This window comes from Peribacillus aracenensis (assembly GCF_025175645.1).
GTDB lineage: Bacteria > Bacillota > Bacilli > Bacillales > DSM-1321 > Peribacillus > Peribacillus aracenensis.
The window spans coordinates 1-26,060 of the sequence record NZ_JANZMJ010000011.1; the positions used below are offsets into that span (position 1 = coordinate 1).

Consider the following 26,060-nt stretch of genomic DNA (forward strand, 5'->3'; position numbering starts at 1 on the left):
GTGAAAGCGCTTATATTTTTGTTTATTCTAAAGATAAAAAATTATCAAAATATTAAATTGACAATCAAATTATTTTAATTTATCGTTAAGAAAGTAAAACTTTGTTTTCCTTACAAAACATTTCCGTGACTTTTTATCTATCAAAATTATAAAGAAAGGCGGGATTAAGCGCTTAAATGAAAAATCAAAACTAGTACCTTTCTAAAGGGGTAACCGTAATTCACTTATTCGCAATGGTAAGTGTTTTTAGGGAATGCTAAAAAGCGACAAGGAGATGGTATTATGCTAAATGGGCAGAAAAGATGGTTGTTTATTGCCGTTCCAATTTTTTTCTTTTGGTTTTTCGGACAAATTGATAAGGTTGGCATTTCCATCATTCAAACAGATCCTGAATTCTTGCATGCACTCGGTATGACAGGCGATGACAAAAATGCAAAGATCGGTCTTCTTTCTTTTGTATTCACCATTGCCTATGGTGTATCGAATCTTTTTTGGGGCTTCATCATTGATAAATTAGGTGCCCGCAAAACAGCCATCGCCGGTTTATTTGTTTGGACATTCACGATGATTATGTCAGGCCTGGCAAATTCATATGAAATATTTTTAATAAGCAGGGTCATTCTTGGTTTTGGTGAAGGGATGATGATTCCGGTGTCCGGAAAACTCATTTCTAACTGGTTTAATAAACGCGAATTGGGGAGGGCCCAGGCATCTTGGCTTACCGGAAACTATTTAGGACCGGCAATGGGAGCCGTTGTTTTGGTGCTCTTAATATCTTTACTCCACTGGCAAGCAGCTTTCTTTATGCTTGCAGCTTTCAACTTATTTATAAATATCCCGATGTTCATCTTTATGACAAGGAATACACCAGAAGAGCACCCCCGTATAAGTAAGGAGGAATTGGCTTTCATTCGCCAAACGGATGATGAAATTAAAGAAACCGCCCCCTCCGAGAACAAAAGTTTCGCCCAAGATTATCGTTTCTGGATCGTTTGGTTCGGTATGCTCGTATGCTCCTTCTTATTTTTCGGAATCAGCATTTGGCTTCCTACATATCTCATTGAAGCAAAAGGATTCGAAAGGGAAGGGATGTCGAGCATCACTTCACTTTCCTGGCTATTCGCTTTAGGATTTGTCTTGGCATGCGGTTTTCTGGCAGACAAAACCAGACGTCCAAGTTTGATGGCCACGATTCTATTTTCATTGACGGCTGTCTTTTTGACTGTTGCTGTCTTCATTCCCAATCCTATTTTGGCCGGACTATGTATGGGACTGGCAATGGGATGTCAAGGCGGTGTGTTCCATTTAAGTAATATGCTCATGGTAAAATACTCAACACCTGAAACGGCAGGACGGGCCGCTGGTCTAATTGGATTCACGAATATCATGGGCGGCTTTTCGAGCTATATCATGGGATGGCTTCGTGACTTGTCTGGCGGGGATTTCAGTTCATCGATCGCCATGCTGATTTTTACAGCCATCTTAGGTTTGGCAGCTTATTTATTCTCCATTAAGAGAGAAGCCGCAGAGCTGCGCTTATCACCTATACCTGTACAAAAGATACAAGCATGAAGTCTTGTAAAATCAGTTTCGTCACCTAAATTAACAATCCAACCCTTGAATTATCAAGGGTTTTTCTTGTGCCGACTTAAAAGTAAGTCCGTACAATATCGCTCTTTTTTTGCATTTCCCGATAAAATTTCCCACCGCTATTCCGAATCAATCCTTTATTTGTATAAATATGTCGATAGTTAAAATATTCAAAAAATGATATTTTTTTGAATGCCCATGTTATATTGTTAATGGAAAAAAATACTTGTCAAGTAAGGTGAGTGTGTGAATATAGAAGTTTTAATTCTCCATTATATTCAGGAAAAACGTCAAAAGCCTAACCATGCCAATGAATTACTCGATTATATTCAGAATGAATATGTAAACGGGAAGCTATCAATCTTCCAATATAGAAGTCTCTGTCAGGACTTATATCTTCGAGGAGCAAAACAAACGTCTTCTGGATGAAACTGCACCCTTGTCAATAGTCTAACTACTTCCGATTGTGAATGAATTTTGTTTCTGGTTTCCGCAATGACCTCTCGTTAAGAGTAAAACCGGTCATTTTCTCCATCCCCAGTATGTTCCATGACTAAATAAAAGCCTCCGTGACCTGTCACCCCAAGACAGTTCACGGAGGTAAATGTTACTTATTCAGACATTGAGAAATTTTCTTTAATTAAATGAATATATCGAAAATTAAAACCAAACCGAATGCCACGAAGGAAAGTAAGGTTTCCATGACTGTCCATGTTTTGAATGTTTCTTTAACGGTTAGTCCCATATATTCTTTTACTAACCAGAAACCGGCATCATTAACATGGGAGAACATAAGTGAGCCTGCTCCCGTGGCAATTACGAGCAATTCTAGATTAACACCCGTCATATTGGCAACGACCGGTGAAACGATCCCTGCTGCCGTGGTCAAAGCGACGGTTGCAGAACCTGTGGCAATCCGAATCAATCCGGCCACAAGGAATGCAAGAACGATCGGGGATAAAGAAATTTCTTCAGACATGGAAGCAATTGCAGTCCCAACGCCACTATCAATTAAAATTTGCTTGAATCCTCCGCCAGCACCGATAATAAGGATTATGGAGGCTAATGGCAATAAGCATTCTTCCGTCAATTTTTTAATTAGCGATTTGTCCATTCCCTGTCTGTAACCCAAGAAATAGTAAGCTGCAAAACAGGAGATTAATAGGGCAATCACCGGACTTCCGATAAACAATAAGAATTTTTCAATGGATCCCGGTAGCGGCAAATATGGCGCCAAGACAGTTAAAACCATCAACAATACAGGCAAAAGGATGATGAAGAACGAAACTCCAGTCCCTGGTAACCCACTAGACTTTGTTACCACCCGGATCAATTCCGGTTCACCAACAGGAATAACCCGTTTTTGAACCCATTTTGCGAATAGCGGTCCGGCAATTACAGCAGTCGGGAATGCGATGATCAATGAGTACAGAAGTACGTGTCCCATGTTTGCATTATAGATTCCAATAGCTGTCATGGCTCCAGGATGCGGAGGTACCAGCCCATGTACGATCGATAAACCAGCAAGTACTGGAATACCAATTAACAAGATGTTCACTTTGGTTGATTTCCGAATGGAAATCACCAAAGGCAGCAATATTACTAAACCAACCTCGAAAAATACCGGAATGCCTATGATGAAACCAGATAAAAGCATGGCCCACGGCAGGTTCTTCACGCCGAATTTATTAATGAAAAAGTCAGCAACCTGCATACCGGCTCCAGAGTCGGACATCATCTTTCCTAAAATGGTCCCTAAAGCCAATATTCCAATAAGGTGACCAAGGACCGCTCCGACACCCGTTTCATATGCTCCTACAATCTTGTCCATCGGCAGTCCTGAAAAAACCGCTAAAAATAAACTGGCTACAGTCAAACTAATGAATGCATGCCATTTCCACCAGGATACCCCCAAAATAACAATTACGATGGCTATCAGCGTGATTCCTAATAAATATAGATCCATATGTTCTCCCCACCCTATTGAAATCGCTTACAATCAATACGATACAATAATTGGATTATTGTACCGGCTCATTATATGTCACGATGTAGTTCTGTTTAGCCGTGTTGTAATACCCTTCACTGTATTCCATAACATTTCCGTCCCCATCACTGGAAATCCGAATCCTTTTTAATACAGGACTATTGTTTTCGATTTTAAGTGTTTCGCAAATGTGATCCGGAGCGATAGCAACGGCAAATTCATCTCTGAATGTTTCAAGTTTGACGTTTTGGTCTTCCAAAAAACGGTACAAAGAATTGATCTGGAGCTCTTTCATATCTTCTTCGTTCATATCGAGTGAAACATAATGTGTAAAGTAAATATAAGGTTCATTGTCCAATAAATATATCCGTTCGATACTTATGCAATGCTCACCAAATAAAGAATGCAGCTTCGAGTCTGAAGAAAGGTCAACATGACTTATGTTTAACACCTTTTTTAAAATGGAGTGCCCTTCCTCCACCAACAGTTCTGTGAAACGCTTACCTTTGGAAAGTTTGACAATCGAACCATTAGCTATGACCCTAGTGCCTTTGCCGCTTTTCTTTTCAACATACCCCTCTTGCACGAGTTCTTTGATTGCATTACGGACAGTGACCTTACTTACGTTAAATTCTTCTTCCAAAAGAGGCTCAGAGGGAATGTTTGTGTCGATGGCATAAACCCCATGTAAAATACGATCCTTTAATATTTCTTTTATCTGTAAATACATCGGTCCATTTTTTCTGTTCACATTCATTCCTAATCTCCTGCCTTTTATCTCTTAATATCTTCCATTTTACCTTCCATTGCCGAGAGTATCTCCTTTTCGGTTGCCAAAGGAGTATCTCCAACGACAGTACATGCCAGCATTCCTGAAACAGCCGCAAACCGAACTGTCTTTTCAGGGGAATATCCTCGTATTTCGCCATGTAAGATTCCGCTGGTGTAAGCATCGCCTGAACCTATTCTATCATATACAGAAAATGATAGGATATCGGAAAAGTAAAATGTTTCTTCCTTGTATATATACCCCCTCAATGTATGGCTATTATCACTGTTGATTGAACGGTGTGTCCCTGCTATCGACCGAATATTGAATTTTTTCGCCACCTCAGGGATCAACTCGTTTAGCTGTTCTTCCCTTGTGGAGCCTTCAGACTTCATTCCTAAAATGTATAGGGCGTCTTTCTCATTCATCATGACGATATCAGCCAAAGCAAGCATTTCTTCATAATGGGGCTGTGCGTCGGCATAACCTCCCTCCCATAAAGAGGGACGGTAGTTGCAATCGAAACAGACTGTACCGCCTTTTTCTTTGACTTTTCTAGCCAGCACCTTCATACTTTCCCGTACATTTTCCGCCATTGCAAGCGTGATTCCGCAAAAATGGATGATATCCGTACTTTCCGAAATCAAATCCATGTCATAATCGGATAAGGAGGCTGTATTGAAACTGCTTTCCAGTCGATTGGAATATGTGACACGGCTCGCCCGCTGGCCAAAACCATTTTCCAAAAAGTACATCCCCAAGTACTTGCCACCTTTAGAGATGAAGTTCCTTCCAATCCCTAAGCGCTGCAAAGATGAAATCGCGGAATCCCCAAGTGGGTTATCCGGTAACTTTGTCACAAGAAACCCCTCATGTCCGAGCTTTGCCATCGCAGAAGCAACGTTTACCCCCGTGCCTGAAAAGGAGTATTGCAGAGTGCTGGCCTGTGATAGCAATTCATGCCCTGGTACCTGCAAACGCATCATTACTTCCCCGAATGCCACAATCCTTTTAGGCATATTTTTCAACCAATTTTTTTGTTATGGCCAATAATTTTTGTACATCCTCCCCATTCGTTTTTCCAGTCTCTTCATCGATGATGGAAGAATATACATGGGGAATGACTTTAGGCACTTTTGCTTCTAATGCGATTTCTAGTATAGTCTCGAAATTATTTAAATCAATTCCACCTGTTGGTTCCAAAGCAAATCCTTCTTCACCGCAAGCTTTTGCCACAGCACGATATTCATCTTCATGCTTCAGGCCTTTCATCGGGAAGTATTTCAGAGCATTTCCCCCCATATCGCGAACCAGCGCAATGGCAGCTTTAATAGGCACAATGGCCGTTTCACTTGCACCAGCACTTACTGGACCAGTGGAGATATTCACATAACCCGCTTTCCCAGTTGGAGAAACAAGTGAATTTATCCAGCTGTCCTTATTGCCTAAATTGGCCCTCGTAGCACCAACGGCAGGAAAAACCTGGTTAATATGACTGCCTGGATAGTATTTTGCTATTTCTGCGACAACCGCTGCCTGTCTATTATCGCCTGCGCCCAATCCTATTGAAACGGCTTCATCAATGGCTTCCCCGTATTCTTTCATTGCTGTAACACCAGCTTCCACAGTTGGATAATCCTTTGAAAGTACACCAACCAATACATGGCCTTCCGCCGCTTCAAAGACTTCCACTGCATTTTCTACACTATTTGCAAGTACATTTAAGGCTACACGATCATTCAATAACCGTTTGTTTATGTTTGTCATCCTTGTTTTCCTCCTAATATGGCGCTTAATTGTGCTTCAATGACATGTATATCATCACCTTGCAATGGACGCGGATCTATATCGAAAAAGCCTTGCCGTATCCCATAATCACGTGTGTAAATGGCAATATCCCCATTTCTGAGCTGCTCGTTCACTTCCTTCGCCGTCGTTTCCGTTATTAAAGGATCAATGGAAATACGTGCTCTATATATGGCACGGCCGGCTTCATCCTGAACTATCGTTACTTTTACGCCCTCAATGGATTCAAGTGATGTGAGAGCTTGTAAACTAGCTTTTTCATTTTCGCTATTATCCGTCTTGACGAAATACTCATCCAATGCCTGAAGCAGCCCAAAGGTAGTTTCCTTTCCAACCTTCATGCTCCTTCCGATACAGTGCAATTGAACCTTTACCCATTCGATATATTTTTTTCTGCCAGCAACGATACCGGATGTGGGTCCTTCAATGGCTTTTGATCCACTATAAATCGCCAAGTCGGAGAATTGAACGTATTTTTCCAAATCCTCCTCCGCAGCTGCATCGACAATCAGAGGGATATTATTCGTTTTGGCCACTTCCCATGCTTCTTCGACCGATATCATATTTTTCTGAACGGCATGATGCGATTTCACGTATAAAATGGCAGAAGTATTTTCATTTATGGCATCCGCAATATGTTCTGCCTTCCCTTCGTTTGCATATCCAACTTCAACCAATTTCCCGCCACCAAGGTAAATCATGGTTTCAACCGGTGCACCATACTGAACGTTATGGCCTTTCAGCATGATGATTTCATTCTTTTGTATAAGATCTTGATGAAGCCTTTCGCTTTTCCTTCTATTTCCTTCCGTAACGATCGCCGCTACTGAAAGCGCAATCCCACTTGAAGCTGAGTTTACGACGACAGCTGCTTCAGAATGAAGCAATTTCGCTATATGCTGGCCTGACTTATCGACTAAATCAGAAATTTCAACATAATTTTGCCCACCTTTTTTCATCGCGTCCATCACTGTGTCAGTTGGGGCAGAAACCCCCAATATGCTCATTCTTCCGCTTGCATTTATGACTCTTTTCAAGCCGTATTTAGCATTCAATGAATTCTCCATTTATAACCACTCCTTTTACTACAACCCTTTTTTCTGCCATCCTTTTTTCTCCTTCGGAATCCATTAAAAGGGTCGGCTCATTCTTGATCGAGAATAAGGTCAAGTTCGCAATATCCCCAGCTGAAATCCTGCCAAGCTCGGGTTTATGCAACCAAGCTGCTGCATTGACCGTAACGGCATCTATTACTTCGTTTAATGGATAACCGAGATACAAAAATTTTGTAAGCACATTAGCCATATTAAAAACTGGCCCATTCTCTCTGTTTTTCCGATATATATCCGTACTGATCGTATTGAAGCGTATTCCCCGCTTTTTCGCCATTTCTGCAGTTTTAAATGAAAAGCTTGCCGTTCCATGACCTACATCCAAATGGACACCACGTTCAATCGCCTTACTGAGCTCAGGCAGCGGCTCTTCTCTTTCATCAAATAAATTATTCGCTTTACCATTTAAGAAATGTGTAATAATGTCCTTTTCCTCAAGTAATTCAAGGACATCTTTAATATCAGGCGGCCCTGAACCGATATGGACCATTAATGGTAAACCAGTTTCAGCCGAGAACTTCCTAGCGATTTTTAATGGCTCGACACCATTTGGACCAACCACGCTTTTACTTATTCTCGCTTTAAGTCCAACGACAAAATCCCCGTACTTGGAAATTGCCTTCCTTAATTCCACTTCGTCCAGCCATGAAATATCCGATAACTCATCAATCCTTTTCAAGCCAATCCGCGAAATATTCAGAAAGGCGAAAACATTCGTTTTGGAATTTTCACAGCTGTTAACGAGATCAGATATCCTGTCTGCCCCCGTGCTTCCCGCATCAATGACCGTTGTTACACCCGTTTTATATCCAATCTCATCAACGTCATCACCATAAGGATCGAATTCCGGGAAAGCATGTACATGCATATCAATCCATCCGCTGGAAACAAAAACTTTTTGATCATAATCTATTATCTTATCCCCTGTTGCAGTTCCGGGAAATGCGATTTCTTTAATCATCCCATTTTCCAGTATGATATCCGCTGCATTTCCCTCTAACATCTTTACATTCTTCAGAACTAACGTATCTGCCATTTCCCTCATCCTTTTCGGTACATCCTATCGATTGCAAGTACTTTGTATACGGTTACACTGAATTGTGTGAGAATTCATTTCATTTCTCTTTACAAAAATAGATTATCATATTTTTTCGAACTAATCAATATAACGTTATAATGTTTGATTAAATTTACAGAATTTTTAATGGATTATCACTTATTTTTCAATAGTTTCTTCCTTATAATGTAATTTCATTTAGTTTTTTTAAAATTTACCGTTCTATTCTTTACGAATTTTTACAAAATAACGATTGATGTAAGCCTCTACTCTAATTATCCAGAAATAAGGCTTTTAAAGAAAACTATTGAAATAAGTACAATTATCATTGTTTTAAAACTTTTTCCTTAGTTTACTTATTTTATTTGTACTTCCCGTATCCTGCACCGGCATCAGCACTCGCTGGCATTCCATATAGTTTAAGAGCAGCATATTATTCCGGTAAATCACGCTTTTCATCTATCAGTCGATGCTAAGGGTAAAAAACCAAGTTTATCTATATTGCACTAAGTCAAACCTTTCATTGGGAAGCCCTAGTTAATTTAACTACCTGGTTACAGAGGAAATGCTGCTTTCCATAATAATAAAGACCAAGAATGCTATTTTAAAAGCATTCTTGGTCTTGTTATTTGCCGTATTTTATTTGATTTTTACTTATTATGACAACCTTTACTATAGTCCCGTTCATATAATGAAGCCTTTAATTTACCTTTTTCGTTCCTTTCCAATGGATTTCCCTCAAACGGTACTTTTGTAGCTTACCTGTTGCCGTTTTCGGTAATGACTCGACGAATTCAACTGTTGTCGGTGCTTTAAAGTGAGCCATTTTAGAGCGGCAAAAGGTTATGATCTCATTTTCTGTCACTTTTGCATTTTGGTGCAACACAATGATTGCCTTAGGCGTTTCTCCCCACTTATCGTCTGGGATGGCAATGACCGCCGCCTCCAAAACATCTGGATGTTTATACAATACCCCTTCCACCTCTGTTGAAGAAATATTTTCTCCCCCGGAAATGATTAAATCCTTAGCCCTGTCCTGTATTTCAATATATCCATCAGGATAGGTCACTGCCAGATCTCCTGTATGAAACCAGCCATCCCTAATTGCTTCGGCCGTTTTTTCCGGATCCTTATAATATCCTTCCATTACAACATTGCCACGGGTAATGATTTCCCCCAGTTCCTTTCCATCCCAAACGACTTCTTTCCCATCTTGATTGACTACCATCGTTTCCCCATTGAAAACCAATTCAATCCCTTGTCTTGCCTTTATTATTGCTTGTTCGTCCGCCGATTTAGCTTCAAACTCATCCTTCCACTCGTTATATAGGATGAAAGGGGAAGTTTCTGTTAACCCATATACGTGAATCATATTCAAACCAAGGATTTCTTGTGCCTTTTGTATAAGCGCTGCTGCTGGAGGTGCACCTGCTGTTGCCATCCTTGGGCGAACTTTGATATTTGTTTCTTTTGCTTTAGGTTCATTCACTAGCATATTGACGACAGTCGGCGCCCCACATAATAATGTAATATTATGATGGGCGAATAATTTGAGGATAAGAGGGGGATCGACTTTCCTTAAACATACATGAGTCCCGCCTGTAGCCGTTACCGACCATACACCTCCCCAGCCATTAGCGTGAAACATTGGCAGGGTATGTAAGTATACATCGTCATGATTCACTCCAAGGTGATAAATGAAATTAGCGGCGTTCATGTAATTCCCGCGATGGGTTAACATTACCCCTTTTGGTTTTGAAGTCGTTCCACTCGTATAATTTATAGTCAAAAGTTGATTTTCATCGATTATAACCTCTGGCAGTGCTTCATCAATTGCATGCAAAATGAAATTCTCATAGTCTATTCCAGGTAAAGTGGTTTCATGTCCTTCAACAGGCACGATAATGATTTTTTCCAATGAAAGTCTAGTAATGATCTTTTCGATCGGGGCGGTGAATTCCTCATCGACTATCAACATTTTTGAATCGCTATGCTTGATGATATATTCCAAATCCTCTGCAGCCAGTCTATAATTCAATGGAACCATTACCGCTCCCATTTGACAAATGCCATAAAAACATTCCAACATATAATGCGTATTTGGCAACATTACTGCAATATGGTCGCCTTTTTCAATTCCCGAAGAATACAGTGCTTTGGAAAGTTGATCTGTCCGCTGCCCGAATTCCTTGTATGTAAACTCTTTCTCTTCATCGATGACTGCCACTTTATGGGGATAATATTTTACGGCCCTGCGCTTCCAATCCATTGGGGTTAATGGCGAAAACATTTTACCATCTCCTTCTTTTGGGATTCTCTGCTTCTAGTACACTACCTCTGCCTGTTTCGTCATGATGAGTCATTGAGAAAAAATTTTCTTAACTTTTTTGATACAGATTCATTTTCCAAAAGCCGTATCTTCTTTAATGGATTTCTTACATCATGAATCATTGTATAAACCTAACCGTTATACTCAGGGGAATGACTTATTTATTTTTTAATTATTCTGACAATTAATCCCCTAAAAGCAGTGGTATTCACTGCTTTAGTAAATATTAGGTCTTTCTTCTTGGCTGTTTTCGCATACTCTTTGTTGCTATTTACCAAGTAGTGAGGTGTGGTTGATTTTCCCTCCAGATGCTCGCTTTCCGCGGGGCGGGCGGTGAGCCTCCTCGGCGTAAACGCCTGTGGGTCTCACCTGTCCCGCTGCTCCCGCAGGAGTCTCGCACTTCCGCTCCAATCAACCTTAAATCGTTTCATTTTAAAAACAACAATCTTTACGAAAAGAGCCTTCTTCTTTCTATTATAATGGAAACTATAGACGTCAGGAAGACTATATTTTATTCTCTATGCAAGACGATGCATGTTCGGTCAGTTTCCCGACGATTTGTTTGAGCCCTTGCGTTTCCTCTTCATTTAGGACGCCATAAAATTCACGAAAGATCTTGGCAAAACACTTATTTATGGAATGATAGGTTCTCCTTCCACTTTCGGTGGATTGGATAAAAACGAACCGCCGATCATCCTCACTGTGTACCCTCTCAATCAACTTCTTCCGTTCAAGACGGTCAATTAGTGCAGTTCCTGCTGCAGGTTTGATTTTTAAATGATTCGAAACATCTTTAACTGCTATGGATTCAGTCAAGACAATTAATTGCAATGCGCGATACTGTACAGAAGTTAAATCATATTTAACCAAAAAAGGTTCCACCAATTCCTGTGAGAGGCTGCTTAGTTCCTTGATTTCTAGATGTAAATTATACAATTCACTTGAATGCATGTTTGACAATCCTTTCTTATTGACACTATCTATCTAAAACTATAACATAATTAACGTATCAAAAAATTAACCATGCGAATTAAATTGGTTATTGATTTTTAAAGAGAGAGAGAGGCTGCCCATGTCAGCAGAACAACGCAAGAAGATCATTATCCTTATGATCAATATGTTTATAGCAATAGGAAGTTTCGGTATCATCATTCCCATTTTACCAGCATACCTGGCCTCCATTAATCAAGGAGGAACCGCCGCTGGCCTAATGATTGCCATTTTCGCAGGTGCACAACTTATCTTTTCACCAATTGCCGGAAAATGGACTGACCAATTCGGGCGCAGAAAAATGATTATTTATGGATTGGTCGGTTTGACATTATCCATGTTTATTTTTTATGCAGTCAATTCCATTTGGTTATTATATGCTTCACGCATCATTGGCGGGATTGGGGCAGCTTTGCTTATCCCCGCAATTTTTGCTTATGTAGCCGATATCACCACATTTGATCAACGCGCTAAAGGCAATAGTTTAGTATCAGCCGCCATGTCACTGGGCATTGTAGTCGGTCCAGGAATTGGAGGTTTTTTAGCTGACTTTGGCCTGAAGTTTCCCTTTTTGATCTCTGCGCTGGTATCCCTATCAGCTGTAGTATTTTCGATTTTTGTTTTAAAAGAAAGCGAAACGGCACAGGTTACTCAAGGCATGGATGCAAAAACCGAAACGATGGTTCGGAAGATTGCCTTATCCGTGAAAATGCCCTATTTCATTCCACTCATCATTACTCTTGTAATGAGCTTTGGCTTAATGGCATATGAATCTGTCATTGGTCTTTATCTTGATAATCAATTCAATTCAAGCCCTAAGGACATCGCCGTCATGGTTACAGCCACAGGTATCGTCAGTGTAATTGTACAACTGTTTGTCGTCGACCGGATTGTACAGCGTTTCGGGGAAGTGAATGTGCTGAATATCTTTATCAGTGTTGCAGCCATCGGTTTCCTTCTATCCCTTTTTGCTTCAAGTTACCTGATTTTCTTTTTAATTTCACTGGTCATCTTCCTTTCCACCTCCATCTTACGTCCAGTTCTTAACACACTGATTTCCAAGATGGCAGGAAATGAGCAGGGCTTTGCAATGGGTATGAATAATGCATATATGAGCATCGGAAATGTGCTCGGACCTACACTTGCCGGAATGATGTATGATATCCACATCACCTATCCTTTCATGTTGGGCCTTATCCTCTTATTCATTACTTTGATGATTACCATGGCTTGGCAAAAGCGATCTCTTCATGCAAAGGCATTATCCTAGAGCTTAAAAGGCATTTCAAGTTATATATCTTAACGAAACCCCCGAATAGCAGCCGCCATTCGGGGGTTTTCATTTCAAATTAAATCCTCCAATACAGAATATCCACGGTTCAAATACTTCAATCTCTCGAATATTCGCTCCAATTTTATGCGGAACAAATTTTTACGTAATATTCGAATTTACGAGCAAACACTCAAATTCATGCGTAAACCGCTCAAAATTTTGTGTCATATTTGAATTCACGAGTAAATGCGGCAAATTCACGAGTAAATGTATGAATTTCACGAGTATTTGCTCCAAATTCACGAGTAAATGGCATGAATTCACGAGTAAACACTCAATCTCTCGAATATTCGCTCCAATTTCATGCAAAAACAGTTCTAAATCTTGCGTAACATTCACAGTCACGAGGGAAATCATGCATTTGACCAAAATTAAAAGCGGCCTTATTTCTGAAAATAAGGCCGCTTAGCATTCAGTTTTCTCCATTCATATTGTTATGAGGGGAAATTGAATTTCATTTAATATAAATGGCTTTCTTTCCTTTACTGCTTTCAAAAGCCGCATCAATGATTTTAATGACCGATAACCCTTCTTGGGCAGTGACTGGAGCTTTCTTCCCGCTCAATATACTATCGGCAACTGCCTGGTAATACGTTAAATAAGAACCATGCAGTGTTTCAATGGTTTCATGTATCTCATTTTCTCCTTCAACCGTAACCAGCTTCCCATAGAATTCGGGATCATCTGCACCCCAAGAGTCATCCAGCGGTTTTTTCCCCTCACTCAGGGCCGCCTCTTGGCAATCAAGACCGTACTTGATAAATGATCCTTTACTTCCATGCACCTGATACCGCGGTCCATTATTCGGAACGATTGAGCCTGAGTGTAAGATAACTCTCAGCTTTTCATATCCTAATATCACATGGAAATAATCATCCGTTTCTGCATTTTCTTTTTGGGAAAATACATCTGCCCAAACGAATTGCGGCAATCCAAACAAATGCAGTGCTTGATCGATGAGATGTGATCCTAAATCATATAGCATGCCTGATCCCGGGCCTGGTTTTTCCCTCCATCTATCCCTGACCACAGGTCTGTATCGATCATAATGGACTTGGTATGTATTGATTTCCCCAAGCACTCCATCATCCATAAGTTTTTTCACGGTCAAAAAATCATTATCCCATCTCCGGTTATGATAGACACTTAATAGCAGATTCTTTTCCTCGGCAATCTTAATTAGCTCCTCTGCCTCCCAACCTTCCACCACCATCGGCTTTTCAAGGATGACATGCTTCCCGGCCAACAAGCTTTGCTTGGCCATTTCATAATGCAAACCACTCGGTGTCGTAATAACTGCCAAATCAATGGACGCGTCCTCAAGAATATCCTCTAAGCTGCTTACCACTTCCACATCTTTCAGATCTTTTTGGACTTTTTCCTTCTTGGAGCTGACAACTTTCGTTATTTGAAACTGCCCTAAAACACTTAGTAATGGAGCGTGAAATGTAGCTCCTGACAATCCGTACCCAACTATGCCCACTTTAATTTTTCTCATTTTCGTTCCCACTCGCTTTCTTGTTCCTCTTAAACAATTATAAATTGATCATCCGTTCTCTTATATTTCATTGTCCGGGTACTTATCTCTCAAAAACTTGACAGACTGATTAATCAATTCTTTCAATACATTAATATCGATATCTGCCACTTTATTGATGTACACACACCCTTTTCCGGAAGTGTGTTTTCCAAATGCCTGTAACAATTCTTCCCTTTTTTTATCCCCTGGAGAGAAATATAAACTGATTTTTGCTTTTCGAGGGGAAAAGCCTACCAGAGGGGCATCTCCTTCGTGGCCTGATTCATATTTATAATGATAGATACCGAACCCAATGATGCTCGGTCCCCACATCTTTGCCTCATAACCTGTCGTTTTGGTGAAAACATCCAGCAATTCATATGCATCTTCACGCTTTTTTGGATTATCGACGTTCTCAATGAACTCAATGACACTACTGTCAGTTTCTTTGGTTTTTTGTTTATACAAGACCGGAACCTCCCCATACTAAAAGTTTGAAAAATGCAAAAGATATCCCTTGCTCAAAACTTAGTACACTATATGATCGTGTTTTTAGTTTGACGTATATGTATACAGCCTTCATTACTGCTAATATCCTAATTACTCAAATGATTGGCGGACGAGCTTCATTACTAATTCTCCAAGCTTCATGGCAAATCCTTCACTCAATACCCTTATATATTATAGAACATTGATTCGTTTTATTCTATTTTATGAGCAGAGTTAATAAAATCAATATCATAAAAATCTCTACGATCAGAAAATATAATCCTGATCGTAGATTTTTAGTGTATCAGCTATTGCCTCCTGATCTTTTCAATTTCATCAGCTATGAATTGTACTTGTGTCCCTACGATGACTTGAATGCTTTGGGGACCCACGATATTGATTCCAGCAACCCCTGTTGATTTGATTTTATTCTGATCCACAGCTCCCATATTCTCTACCTCCACCCTTAATCGGGTAACGCAGTTATCTACAGATATTACGTTAGCGTCTCCGCCTAAACCTTCATAAATAGCGGAAGCCATTCCAAAGAATTTACTCTCATCATTCCCGCCTTGACTGCTGTCTGCTTCCGCAATCACTCCTCCACCATCAAGCTCATCTTCTGTATCATCTTCTCTGCCTGGAGTCATTAAATTGAACCTTTTTATCAAGAATCGGAATAAGAAATAGTAAATGACAGCAAAAGCCAGTCCTTGAAGAAGTAGTATATAAGGTTCATTTGCCAATGGCAATCTTGAACTTAAAACAAAGTCAATGAATCCTGCACTAAAACCGAACCCTGCTGTCCAATGGAAAGTCGCAGCAATAGCTAATGATATCCCTGTTAATAAGGCATGCACAACAAACAGGGCTGGTGCAACAAACATGAAAGCAAATTCCAACGGTTCAGTAACGCCTGTAAAAAATGAAGCGAAACCGGCTGCGAGCATTAATGAGGCTACTTGTTTTTTCTTCCGTGATTTTGCCGAATGGTACATGGCCAGAGCAGCAGCCGGTAAACCGAACATCATGACGGGAAAGAATCCGGCTTGATACATGCCCGTGGTTCCTTTTATTCCTGTTCCAGCCCAGAATTTACCAATATCGTTAAGTCCAATTACATCGAACCAGAATACGGAGTTTAAAGCATGATGTAAACCTGTTGGTATCAAAAGCCGATTGAAAAATCCATAGAGTCCTGCTCCAGCTGCACCTAATTCACTAATTCCTTCCCCAAATATAACTAACCAGGAGTAGATGAGTGGCCATACGAAGAATAATATAAGGGAAACGAGTAACATGACAACCGCAGTAAGGATCGGGACAAGACGTTTACCGCTAAAAAAAGCGAGTGCATCCGGCAGCTCGACCTTACTGAACCGATTATACATAGCTGCCGCTATAAGGCCCGAGAGGATTCCGACAAATGCATTTTCTATTTTCTCAAATGCTGGATTTACATCTTTTACATCCATTCCTTGCAGCATGGCTACCGAGTCTGTGGAAAGCAATGTCGTTACGACTAGATAGGCTACCAGGCCGCTCAAAGCGGCGGCTCCATCTTTCCCTTTCGACATCCCCAACGCCACTCCAACAGCAAACAAGATAGCCATATTATCAATGATCGAAGAACCCGCTTTAATTAAGAAAGCCGCTAACGGACTTCCCGCTCCCCATCCTGCTGGATCTATCCAATAACCGATCCCCATTAATATGGCGGCTGCCGGCAATACGGCTACTGGCAGCATCAAGGAACGTCCAATTTTTTGAAGATATTTTTTCATCCCGCTTTCCCCCTGACAATTACTGATTTAGGGCAAACCCTATATTCTATTAGACAACGGTTCCTCCCATTTTAGAACTTATAAATTTGGCTTTATTCAGGAATAAAGTCTTAGCGATTTTCTCCTCCTTTGAAAGTGCATTAAAAAAAGAAAAGTCCAACCGGACTTTTCTTTTTTCTCTTATTTATAGAGCAAGTAATTTTTACGAACCTTTTTAAAAGCATCCTGCTTTGCTTGATATTCTTTCATGATTTCATTTACTGATGAACCTTCTTCAATTCTTGACATTACCCATCCATTGCCAATCAATAAATTGAAATTTTTGGCTGCAAGGAATTCAAAATCTGCAGGATATAGATCCTGAATGGTCTTGATGATGTGAAGTCCGGTAGGGACAGCCTTGAATTCCTCTCTATCGGTTATATAAATTTCCACTCCATGGCTAAGTTTACCTGCATGTTTTGAAAATGTAGGTGTAAAGGAGGCTGCCCTGAATTTTACGCCAGGTAACCTTAATGCATTTAATTTCCCAGCAAGCTCATCACTGTTTATATAAGGAGCACCAATCAATTCGAATGGTTTAGTCGTTCCTCTGCCTTCCGAGACATTCGTTCCCTCGATCAAGCCTGTAGCCGGATATACGAACGTAGTGGAAACTGTCGGCATATTCGGTGACGGCAAGACAAAAGGAAGACCAGTTTCTTCATAATCCATATCCCGCTTCCAGCCTTTCATCTTGATGACCTTTAGATCTGCACCTATTTTAAATTCCTTATTGAACAAGGTAGCCAGTTCCCCAACAGTCATCCCATGCTTAAGAGGTATTGGGTACATACCAACAAACGATGAGAATTCAGGTTCAAGTACAGGCCCATCTACCGATTCCCCGCCTTGTGGGTTAGGCCGGTCCAGCACGATAAAGGGGATATCATTTTCTTTGGCTGCTTCCATTGCATAAGCCATCGTGTAGATATAGGTGTAATAGCGTGTTCCTACATCCTGGATATCAAAAACAAGCACCTCGACATCCTTTAACATTTCAGGCGTCGGTTTTTTCGTTTTGCCATATAAGCTATAAACGGGCAACCCCGTTTTTTCATCCATATAATATTCAACGCTTGCACCAGCTTGCGCATCTCCACGCACTCCATGTTCAGGACCAAATAACGCTGTCAAATTAATATCCGGATCATCATTAAGTAGATCGACGATGCTGGTTAATTTAGAATCGATGCCAGTTGGATTCGTAATCAAGCCGACTTTTTTTCCGCTTAACACGTCCTTTTCTTCTTTTAAAAGAATTTCAATACCGGGGCTGACCTTTTGTTTTTTCTTCTCTTTAACAGCGGTTACACTTTTTGAGGAAACGATGCCGAAAGTCAACAGACAAATGGTAAATAGGATTATCATTCTTTTCAAATTGCATCCCTCCCTATTTTTTAATGGGTCTTCCAGATTTAATATCTAATCCATATCCAAATTTATAAAGGCTTTGATTGGGCTTGGTTACTGATGGTATATCGACCGGCAACGTGCCTTTAGGCTTTGATTCTCCAAAAATTGTCGAGATGCCTGCCGGGATATTTGGCTGTCTATAACGCCCATTCGAATACCCTTTGAACCCGTAAACAGCAAGAACCGCTTTCGCTTCTTCAAAGTTTGCAACATCATAAGGGTTTCTTAAACTCATTAAAACAAACTTTTTATCTTTCTTCTTAGCATGATTCATGGCCGCCCTAGGGAAGGCTGTTGCCCACTTCGACGAATCTTGAATACTATCATCTATCACTCCATCATTGACAGCTGGATCGTTTTTGACAATATAGGAACCAGTTATGACAAAATCCGATTCATCAATGAGTCTGGCCACTTGATCGGAAAATGACTTTCCTGAAAAACTCATACCCGTTATTTGGACTTTCTTGATTTTCTTATTATCAGCTAATTCGACGATGCTCCTGGACATGGATTCAACTTGATCATCAAAAGGAGCAAGAATTAAAACTTTATCATTCTTCTTAGGTTTGAAAGGCAATATTTTGTCTTCATTTTTCAAAAGAGTGATGGCATCTTCCGCCATTTTCCTTTCTTTTTTCAAATGATCTTCATTCCCAACCACTTTAAGCGCGGTTTCGATCTTTTTATCGATCGGAGTGTCATCAGGGTTTAATATCCCTCTCTTCACTTTCAGTTCAAGTATCCTCGTTACAGATTGATTGACTTGACCTAGAGGAATTTCCCCACTTTCCACTGCTGCCTTCACTGCATTGAATACAGAGGTTATATTCTTTTCCATTTGAAGCGAGTTAACCTGTGCAGGCATCAGTGCAATATCAACGCCAGATTTCAGGGCAAGGACCACAGCTTCTTCCTGTCCGAAGTTGTCCGCAATGGCATTCATATTCAAAGCATCTGTAACCACAACACCGTTAAAACCCATTTCCTCACGTAATAGACCCGTGATGACCTTTTGTGACAACGTTGCAGGAACCATTATTTCTTGACCGTCTTTTTTACTGATATACTTAGTGTCATCGAAAGCAGGAAATTGAACATGTGCTGTCATCATCATATCAACTCCACCATCGATGGCCCTTTGGAAAGGAACCAACTCAATGGAACGCAAACGTTCTTTATCATGAGAAACAAGGGGAAGACCATAATGACTATCGACTGCTGTATCTCCATGGCCGGGAAAATGCTTGGTCGTCGCTATCATGTTCTGATTTTGCAACCCTTTTATCGTCTGAATGCCAAGCTTTGATACAAGTTCCGGATCTGAACTGAAGGAACGAACGCCAATAACAGGATTTCCTGGATTATTATTGACATCGACAGACGGCCCGAAATTGACATTTACGCCAAGTGACGACAGTTCCTTGCCAATGATTTCTCCAGATTGATAAGCGTAACTCTCATTTCTGGCTGCACCAAGTGCCATATTACCAGGAAGGTTCGTTCCAGTTTGAAGGCGAGTTACGATTCCTCCTTCCTGATCGATCGTTATGAACAGCGGCAGGCCCGGGCTTGCCTTTTGCAAACCATCTGTTAGCCGAACCGTTTGTTCGGTATCGACTACATTCTCAGCAAACAAAATCACACCGCCCAGATGATATTTTTGGATGATGCTTGCAACTTCTGAGTTCATTTCAATAAACCCGGTCGCCTTCGCTTCTCCTTGTTTTTGCCAATTACGAAAATCCGGCATTAGCATTTGACCGACTTTTTCATCGATTGTCATGTTTTCTACGATTTCCTGGATATCCGATACAGATTTTTCATTCTCTGATCCCTTTGCTGTTGCATTCCCTCCCAAAATGGATAAAACAAAGAATAATGCGATTCCAGCAGGGGCACATATCCTTTTTATCATTTAGTGTTTCCTCCCTTGTATACTTTTTAGTTCCGTTAGCAACAATTCCATATCCACTTTCATGAAGGGGGAAAAATGAATGGAAATGAACTATATAGATCCTATAAAGAAAACAAGGCAGCAATGGAAACCCAGCAGCCGCCTCTTTTAATAAGCCTTCATGAAATATATCCATTTACCCGCTGTATAATCGAATCAAATGGTCACTCAATTATAAGGTTTATCGTTTGACCAGGCTTTAGAAGGGACAGCAAGGGAATATCTTCTTCTATAACTCGACCTATCACATTAACACGGTGATTTGCCCCTAGGTCTCTCTTGCAAATTTGGACCTCTCCCCGATACCTTCCGTAAGCATCATTGTCCATCGTTATGGATCCAAGGCTGCGTGCAACTGTATTACTCGGCTCAACATTTGCTGTGACCCGGGTATTCTGCATCCGGAAAACATCTTGAGAAACATCTGGCCTTAATTTATACTGACCGCTTTGCAAGATTCGGGATTCCATTCTAACAGTTAGAATATTTAGATTTTTATAGGCGGTTAGATTCTCAAGCAGATTATTCTCCGTTCCTTGGTCTCCAACGTAAACTCCTTCCACATGCTGAATCAGCTCAATACCGGCAGCGTAAGGATTCATCAACCTGTGTTTTTCGAGTGTTGGAAGACCCTCATGAAGGGGACCGCGTTTGCTTCCTGCACCTGGGATGAAAGCAAAGATCGGTATGCCGTATTTCTTGAACATTCGATTTTGTTGATGAAAGAACCCTTCCTCAAGGCCCGTTTCAGGCTTCGGATAAAAGTTGTGCCAAGCTATCAGACTTTCCGTTTCCACACCGCCCCCAAGTATGGCTAAAAGTTCTTCTTCATTCAATGTACTTGCATTTAGTGAGAGCGAAAACACCTTAGATAAAGATATGACCGTTTCTTTATCAAACCCATCATCAAGGCGAATACCTTTAATACCTAATGGCCATAAATCCGTGAATTTACTAATCCCCAAATGATCAAGCGTGTTTAATGAGACATCTGCATGGATTTCCATTCCATAGTCCTCTGAAAGCTTTAAAAGCGTAATCATCCTTTTCACGAGATCACCCTTTTCTTCAGGAATATGAAGCGAGGTGAATGCTTTTTTCACTCCCAGGTTAGCAGCATGGATGATTTGTGTTTCTGCATGCGGATCTTGTAGATAAAAAGAAATTCCGATCACTTGAATTCAACCGCCATTTCATCTTTGAATCCAAACAAATACGTAAAAATAAAACCTGCTATATAGGAAATGAACAAGCCAGCAAGGAACAGTCCGATTTGGTTTGGATGAACTAAAAAGGTAAGCGGCAGTCCGGACACACCGATGGACGACGTTGCGATTCCGAATTGAGCTTGGAAGGCTCCACCTACTCCTGCACCTAAACATGCAGTTAAGAAAGGCCTCCCCAATGGCAGGGTCACTCCAAATATAAGGGGTTCACCTATACCTAGTATCCCGGAAGGAAGGCCCCCTCCAATAGCTCGCTTCAAACTTGCTTTCTTGGTTTTCATATAGATGGCAAATGCCGCTCCAACTTGGCCCGCGCCGCCCATCGCCAAAATGGGAAGCAGTGGATCATCACCAATCGAATTGATCAATTCTAGATGGACAGGCGTTAAACCTTGATGTAAACCAGTAATGACGAGAGGGAGAAAGGCCGCACCAAGCACGAATCCAGCTACGACACCACCGAAATCCAAAACATTCAATAACCCAGTCGTAATCGCATCCGATAAAAACCCTCCTACCGGCATAAATATAATGTAAGTGACAATCCCAGTAATGAGTAAAGCGATGGTTGGCGTCAAAATGATATCCAGTGATTGAGGAATGAATTTCCTGACCTGTTTTTCCACCAAGGCTATGAAAATAGCTGCAAAAAGGACTCCTATTAACCCACCGCGACCGGGGAGCAAATTTTCACCGAACAATGAAATGTCGCCGACGGCCGGGTTTATGACCAAGATACCTGCAAGTGCACCAAGTGCAGGTGATCCACCGTATTCTTTTGCTGCATTGGTCCCAACCAAAATCCCCAAGTAGGCAAACAGCCCCGATCCGATAACGGTTAAAATGATGGCTAATTGCGATTCAGCTGCAAGCCAGCCCGCTTGAACGATTGCTTTTGTAATGCCGGTAATCAAACCTGATGCCACTAAGGCGGGAATTAAAGGAATGAAAATACTTGCAATCCTGCGTAAAAAAAGTTTAAACGGTTTTGCGTTTTTCCTATCAATCTCAGATTTATTCTTCGAGGCTACTTCTTTTAGGTTCAAATCGCCAGAGGATTCCTCCAGAAGCTTTTCAAATTCTGTATGAACCTTGTTCACCACGCCTGGTCCGAGGACGATTTGGATCGTTTCCTCTTCAATGACGCCAAAAACGCCTTCCGTATTTTTTATATCTTCCAGTTTCACTTTCGAACGATCGATTGGCAGTACCCTGAGTCTGGTCATACAATGTGCAGCATCGGCAACATTAGATGCCCCACCTAATTTCCCCAATAACTCTTCTGCTAAGTTGGCGTACTTATCCCCCTTACCCATTCAAAAGCCCTCCCTTTGTCAAATCTCGTATGAATCATTTATATCGATCTGTCATCGATTTAATGGCAGACCTGGTGTTATCGATATATTGGACAGTCTCTTCATATTGTTCTGAAGCCATCCCCAAAAACAAAATGTCAATCATATATAATTGCGCCAATCGTGAGGATGTTGCTGCACTTCGAAATGGTGCTTCATTCGAATAGGATGTATACATTGTGACGTCGCACAAGGATGATACCGTTGTTTGGCCATAATGAGTCAGCCCGATTGTCTTGACCCCACGTTCCTTTGCCAGCTTCAATATATTGATAACTTCAAGTGTTTCCCCTGAAAATGAAACGGCAAAAACGATGTCATTTTCATCAGCATTTGCAATCAGGGTTGCAACTAAATGCATATCCGTAAAAGCCGTTGCCCCTTTATTGACGCGAAGTAATTTTTGCTGAGCGTCAGCAGCAACTATATTCGAAGCACCCACACCGCAAAAGTGGACGGTTTTAGCATTCAGCATCAGCTGTATCGCATGTTTGAGATTATCGTGATCGATTATTTCAGATGTATCCCTAATGGACTGAATCGAATTACTCGTTGTTTTCTCCACAATCCGATACAGTGATTCGGCAGGCTCGATATCCCGATAACCCTGTTCGACGGTTTTCATCAAATCTCCAGCAATCCTTATTTTCAAATCTTGAAACCCTTTTATTCCAAGCGATTTACACAACCTAATAACAGCGGCCCCGCTAGTTTGGGCAGAGGTACTTAATTCCTGTACAGTGCTATTCACAACTTCATGAGGATTTTGTAGTATATATTCTGCTAGTTTTTGTTCTGATTGCGGCAGCTTGCTCAACATCGTCTGTATGATGGATAATCCTCCTGTAGCCATTGCTTCCCTCCTTAATCTTCATGGATCGAGATGGCTTTTCTGACATCTCCATCCGCATTCTCCAGTAACTCCATTGCTTTTTCATAATCTGTTGCCGTTTTTATCATGACAATCGCTGGTTTAACTTGATTATTTGCCTTTTCAAGTGTATTCAAAGCTTGATCATATTCAGCATTCGTTACAGTTTCTATGATGCTTATTGCACGGTCCTTCAGTTTTTGATTACTGACATTAACATCGACCATCAGATTTTCATAGACTTTTCCCAACCGGATCATGGTTGCAGTTGAAATCATATTGAGTACCATTTTATGTGCAGTTGCCGCTTTCATTCTCGTGGATCCTGTTAACACTTCCGGTCCGACCACCACTTCGATCCCTATATCAGCTGCTTCCGTGATGCTCGCGTTTTTATTGCATGATAATGCCGCCGCTTTAGCCCCAACTTTTCTCGCATAACGTAAAGCCCCCCTCACATAAGGGGTACGGCCGCTAGCCGCTATGCCAATAACCGTATCATTTGCTGTAAGTTCCACGTCAATCAGATCACATTCCCCAAACTCTTCTTTATCCTCTGCTCCTTCAACAGCCCGAACAAACGCCTTTTCCCCTCCTGCGATTATTCCCAGCACCCTATCAGGTGGTGTGCTGAAAGTCGGGGGACATTCCACGGCATCCAGAACGCCGAGTCTTCCGCTCGTTCCCGCTCCGATGTAAATGAGTCTCCCTCCGTTCTTTAATGATTCACAAGCCCATTCAACTACCGTTTCAATCTCTGGCAATACCTCCTGGACCGCTGCTGCCACTTTAAAATCTTCCTTATTGATTGCAGAAATGACTTCCATCGTATTTACACTATCGATATTCATCGTCTTTTCGTTCCGTAATTCAGTCGTTAATGAACGCAAATGTTCCTCCATAGACAATTAAATCCTCCTATAAACAATTACTTAAATATAATTTCATTTATTAATAGAAAATAATGAAATTATATTTCATATTATATTCAATGATAGCGTTTTCATTACTCGGATACAAGATATTTTGTAAAATTTGTTAATTATCATGTTTCTTTCCTCAAACTCCAATGCCGACGAACTCCTTATTAAATAAAATATGAATCTATGGCCGCTTTAGGAGCCTACTATTTTTAGGTGTAGATTTTTTCAACAATAAAAAAACGTGCACCGTCCTTATGATCAGGAACGATACACGAACAAATATTTAACAAAATGTTAAACTAGTCTACTATCCGGAACCAGTTAACGGACAGGAACTACTTTCCCTTTTTCTACTGCACCGACGACAATCGTTGATGCAAATCCCCCATTTTCATCAATCGAGGGAATATTGTATATTTTTTGATCTGGCCCTATATTGGAAAGTCCATCTTGCATATGTTTACGGATGGCCTTCGCATCATCAACGCTGCCTGCAGATTTCATCGCTTCCACAAACGCATACATGGCGATATAATTCAATCCTACTTCGGAGCTTGGATCTTCCTTATAATTCTTTTGATATTTCTCAACGAAAGCAGGCACTGCTTCTTCATCCGAGTCTATCAGCGGCAGAACGCCAATCGAGCCTTCCAATGTTTCATATGACCCTGCAATCGGCTTCATTTGATCCAGCTTTGCTTGATCCATGATGATGAAACCGCCCTTAAATCCTAGCTCCCGAGCTTGCTTCGCTACTTTTGCCGTAGGTTCCGAAGCACCACCGATAAATAGAACATCAGGGTCTTTTTTCAAGGCATTGGTGACAATTGTAAAGAAATCGGTTTCTTTAGCAAAATCAATCGAGGAATTATAAACGACTTTTCCGCCTTGCTTTTCCCAATGTGGAAGCACAGCTTCGGTCCAGTCTTTACCGTATTGCGAAGATGTTGGCAAAGCGGCAATTTTCTTGCCGAAATGTTCCATTGCATATGTTGTAAAAGGTTCGATATACCCCTCGTAATTCGGTGGAATCCGAACGGTTAAGGAATTTCCGCTCTCGGTCACTGCCGGCTCACTCGTATATGCCCCAATGATGAATTCCTCTTGTTCATTAAAAACCTGAAGTGCCAGCACACCTCCGCTATGAGGCGTGAAAATGATCGGCGTATCATATTCCTGAATCAATCGTTTAGCATTCGACCCTGTTTCATTAGGTAAGTATTTATCATCCAACGATACTAAATTCAGCGTGTATTTCTTACCATCTACTTCAAACCCGCCAGCATCGTTAATTTCATTCACGGCCATTTCGACACCATTCAATGTCCGTTTCCCATATAAGGCTGCTGCCCCGCTTAAAGGACCGCTAAAACCGATGTTAACGACATTTTCACTTTTGCCTTTACTGCCACTGCTTGATACAGGGCTATCCCCTTTATTGCAGCCGGTCAAAACAGTGATGATTAGCAAGAGAAAAACAAGTAATACTTTCAGTTTTTTCATAATGA

At 41.0% G+C, this 26,060-nt stretch carries 22 protein-coding genes; 3 read left to right on the forward strand and 19 right to left on the reverse strand.

The annotated features are described in order from the left end of the window. The first annotated feature begins 282 nt into the window (after positions 1-282). Positions 283-1,572 carry an MFS transporter gene (locus N0M92_RS12765; RefSeq protein ID WP_260286095.1) on the forward strand — a complete coding sequence of 430 codons (1,290 nt, stop codon included), beginning with the start codon at positions 283-285 and terminating at the stop codon, positions 1,570-1,572. 264 nt (positions 1,573-1,836) lie between these two features. Next, positions 1,837-2,019 carry a YppF family protein gene (yppF, locus tag N0M92_RS12770; protein WP_081112928.1) on the forward strand — a complete coding sequence of 61 codons (183 nt, stop codon included), beginning with the start codon at positions 1,837-1,839 and terminating at the stop codon, positions 2,017-2,019. 211 nt (positions 2,020-2,230) lie between these two features. On the opposite strand, the gene N0M92_RS12775 is transcribed toward yppF, so the two are convergent. The 8 genes from N0M92_RS12775 to N0M92_RS12810 form a co-directional block, all read right to left on the reverse strand. After that, positions 2,231-3,556, reverse strand: coding sequence for a GntP family permease (locus N0M92_RS12775; RefSeq protein ID WP_260286097.1), 1,326 nt, complete (start codon positions 3,554-3,556; stop codon positions 2,231-2,233). 55 nt (positions 3,557-3,611) lie between these two features. After that, on the reverse strand, positions 3,612-4,334 hold the full coding sequence (locus tag N0M92_RS12780; RefSeq protein WP_260286098.1) for a GntR family transcriptional regulator: 723 nt from the start codon (positions 4,332-4,334) through the stop codon (positions 3,612-3,614). 17 nt (positions 4,335-4,351) lie between these two features. Then, positions 4,352-5,365, reverse strand: coding sequence for a sugar kinase (locus tag N0M92_RS12785; protein ID WP_260286099.1), 1,014 nt, complete (start codon positions 5,363-5,365; stop codon positions 4,352-4,354). Continuing rightward, positions 5,358-6,113, reverse strand: a complete 756-nt coding sequence (gene dagF, locus N0M92_RS12790; RefSeq protein ID WP_260286100.1) for a 2-dehydro-3-deoxy-phosphogluconate aldolase — start codon at positions 6,111-6,113, stop codon at positions 5,358-5,360. The genes N0M92_RS12785 and dagF overlap by 8 nt, the downstream gene beginning before the upstream one ends. Continuing rightward, positions 6,110-7,219: a DgaE family pyridoxal phosphate-dependent ammonia lyase gene (locus tag N0M92_RS12795; RefSeq protein WP_260286101.1), complete on the reverse strand. Its 1,110-nt coding sequence runs from the start codon at positions 7,217-7,219 to the stop codon at positions 6,110-6,112. The genes dagF and N0M92_RS12795 overlap by 4 nt, the downstream gene beginning before the upstream one ends. Further along, on the reverse strand, positions 7,197-8,300 hold the full coding sequence (locus tag N0M92_RS12800; protein WP_260286105.1) for an amidohydrolase/deacetylase family metallohydrolase: 1,104 nt from the start codon (positions 8,298-8,300) through the stop codon (positions 7,197-7,199). The genes N0M92_RS12795 and N0M92_RS12800 overlap by 23 nt, the downstream gene beginning before the upstream one ends. 721 nt (positions 8,301-9,021) lie before the next feature. Beyond that, positions 9,022-10,611 (reverse strand): long-chain-fatty-acid--CoA ligase, encoded by a 1,590-nt coding sequence (locus N0M92_RS12805; RefSeq protein ID WP_260286106.1) that lies wholly within the window; start codon positions 10,609-10,611, stop codon positions 9,022-9,024. Between the two features lie 543 nt (positions 10,612-11,154). After that, positions 11,155-11,601, reverse strand: coding sequence for a MarR family winged helix-turn-helix transcriptional regulator (locus tag N0M92_RS12810; protein WP_260286107.1), 447 nt, complete (start codon positions 11,599-11,601; stop codon positions 11,155-11,157). 121 nt (positions 11,602-11,722) lie between these two features. Here N0M92_RS12810 and N0M92_RS12815 point away from each other — a divergent pair, with 121 nt between their 5' ends. Next, positions 11,723-12,910 (forward strand): MFS transporter, encoded by a 1,188-nt coding sequence (locus N0M92_RS12815; protein WP_260286108.1) that lies wholly within the window; start codon positions 11,723-11,725, stop codon positions 12,908-12,910. Positions 12,911-13,124: 214 nt separating this feature from the next. On the opposite strand, the gene N0M92_RS12820 is transcribed toward N0M92_RS12815, so the two are convergent. The 11 genes from N0M92_RS12820 to N0M92_RS12870 all read right to left on the reverse strand — a co-directional run bounded on the left by N0M92_RS12820 (position 13,125) and on the right by N0M92_RS12870 (position 26,055). Then, complete coding sequence (locus N0M92_RS12820) at positions 13,125-13,247, reverse strand: hypothetical protein (protein ID WP_260286109.1); 123 nt, start codon at positions 13,245-13,247, stop codon at positions 13,125-13,127. Between the two features lie 180 nt (positions 13,248-13,427). Then, positions 13,428-14,471, reverse strand: coding sequence for an oxidoreductase (locus N0M92_RS12825; protein ID WP_260286110.1), 1,044 nt, complete (start codon positions 14,469-14,471; stop codon positions 13,428-13,430). A gap of 60 nt (positions 14,472-14,531) precedes the next feature. Continuing rightward, the gene (locus N0M92_RS12830; protein ID WP_260286111.1) at positions 14,532-14,960 is read right to left on the reverse strand and encodes a DUF1801 domain-containing protein; all 429 of its coding nucleotides are present in this window, start codon (positions 14,958-14,960) and stop codon (positions 14,532-14,534) included. Between the two features lie 329 nt (positions 14,961-15,289). Continuing rightward, positions 15,290-16,765, reverse strand: a complete 1,476-nt coding sequence (gene nagE / locus N0M92_RS12835; RefSeq protein ID WP_260286112.1) for an N-acetylglucosamine-specific PTS transporter subunit IIBC — start codon at positions 16,763-16,765, stop codon at positions 15,290-15,292. Between the two features lie 180 nt (positions 16,766-16,945). Continuing rightward, entirely contained in the window at positions 16,946-18,184 is a 1,239-nt protein-coding gene (locus tag N0M92_RS12840) for an exo-beta-N-acetylmuramidase NamZ family protein (RefSeq protein ID WP_397443848.1), read from the reverse strand. Positions 18,185-18,197: 13 nt separating this feature from the next. Continuing rightward, positions 18,198-20,138 (reverse strand): glycoside hydrolase family 3 protein, encoded by a 1,941-nt coding sequence (locus tag N0M92_RS12845; protein WP_311202552.1) that lies wholly within the window; start codon positions 20,136-20,138, stop codon positions 18,198-18,200. Positions 20,139-20,341: 203 nt separating this feature from the next. After that, positions 20,342-21,352, reverse strand: a complete 1,011-nt coding sequence (locus tag N0M92_RS12850; RefSeq protein ID WP_260286114.1) for a MupG family TIM beta-alpha barrel fold protein — start codon at positions 21,350-21,352, stop codon at positions 20,342-20,344. Beyond that, positions 21,349-22,719 (reverse strand): PTS transporter subunit EIIC, encoded by a 1,371-nt coding sequence (locus N0M92_RS12855; RefSeq protein WP_260286117.1) that lies wholly within the window; start codon positions 22,717-22,719, stop codon positions 21,349-21,351. The genes N0M92_RS12850 and N0M92_RS12855 overlap by 4 nt, the downstream gene beginning before the upstream one ends. 34 nt (positions 22,720-22,753) lie before the next feature. Next, the gene (locus N0M92_RS12860; protein WP_260286118.1) at positions 22,754-23,611 is read right to left on the reverse strand and encodes a MurR/RpiR family transcriptional regulator; all 858 of its coding nucleotides are present in this window, start codon (positions 23,609-23,611) and stop codon (positions 22,754-22,756) included. Positions 23,612-23,622: 11 nt separating this feature from the next. Further along, positions 23,623-24,531 carry an N-acetylmuramic acid 6-phosphate etherase gene (murQ, locus tag N0M92_RS12865; protein ID WP_260286243.1) on the reverse strand — a complete coding sequence of 303 codons (909 nt, stop codon included), beginning with the start codon at positions 24,529-24,531 and terminating at the stop codon, positions 23,623-23,625. A 342-nt stretch (positions 24,532-24,873) separates the two neighbouring features. Beyond that, positions 24,874-26,055 carry an ABC transporter substrate-binding protein gene (locus N0M92_RS12870; RefSeq protein ID WP_260286119.1) on the reverse strand — a complete coding sequence of 394 codons (1,182 nt, stop codon included), beginning with the start codon at positions 26,053-26,055 and terminating at the stop codon, positions 24,874-24,876. Positions 26,056-26,060: the final 5 nt, after the last annotated feature.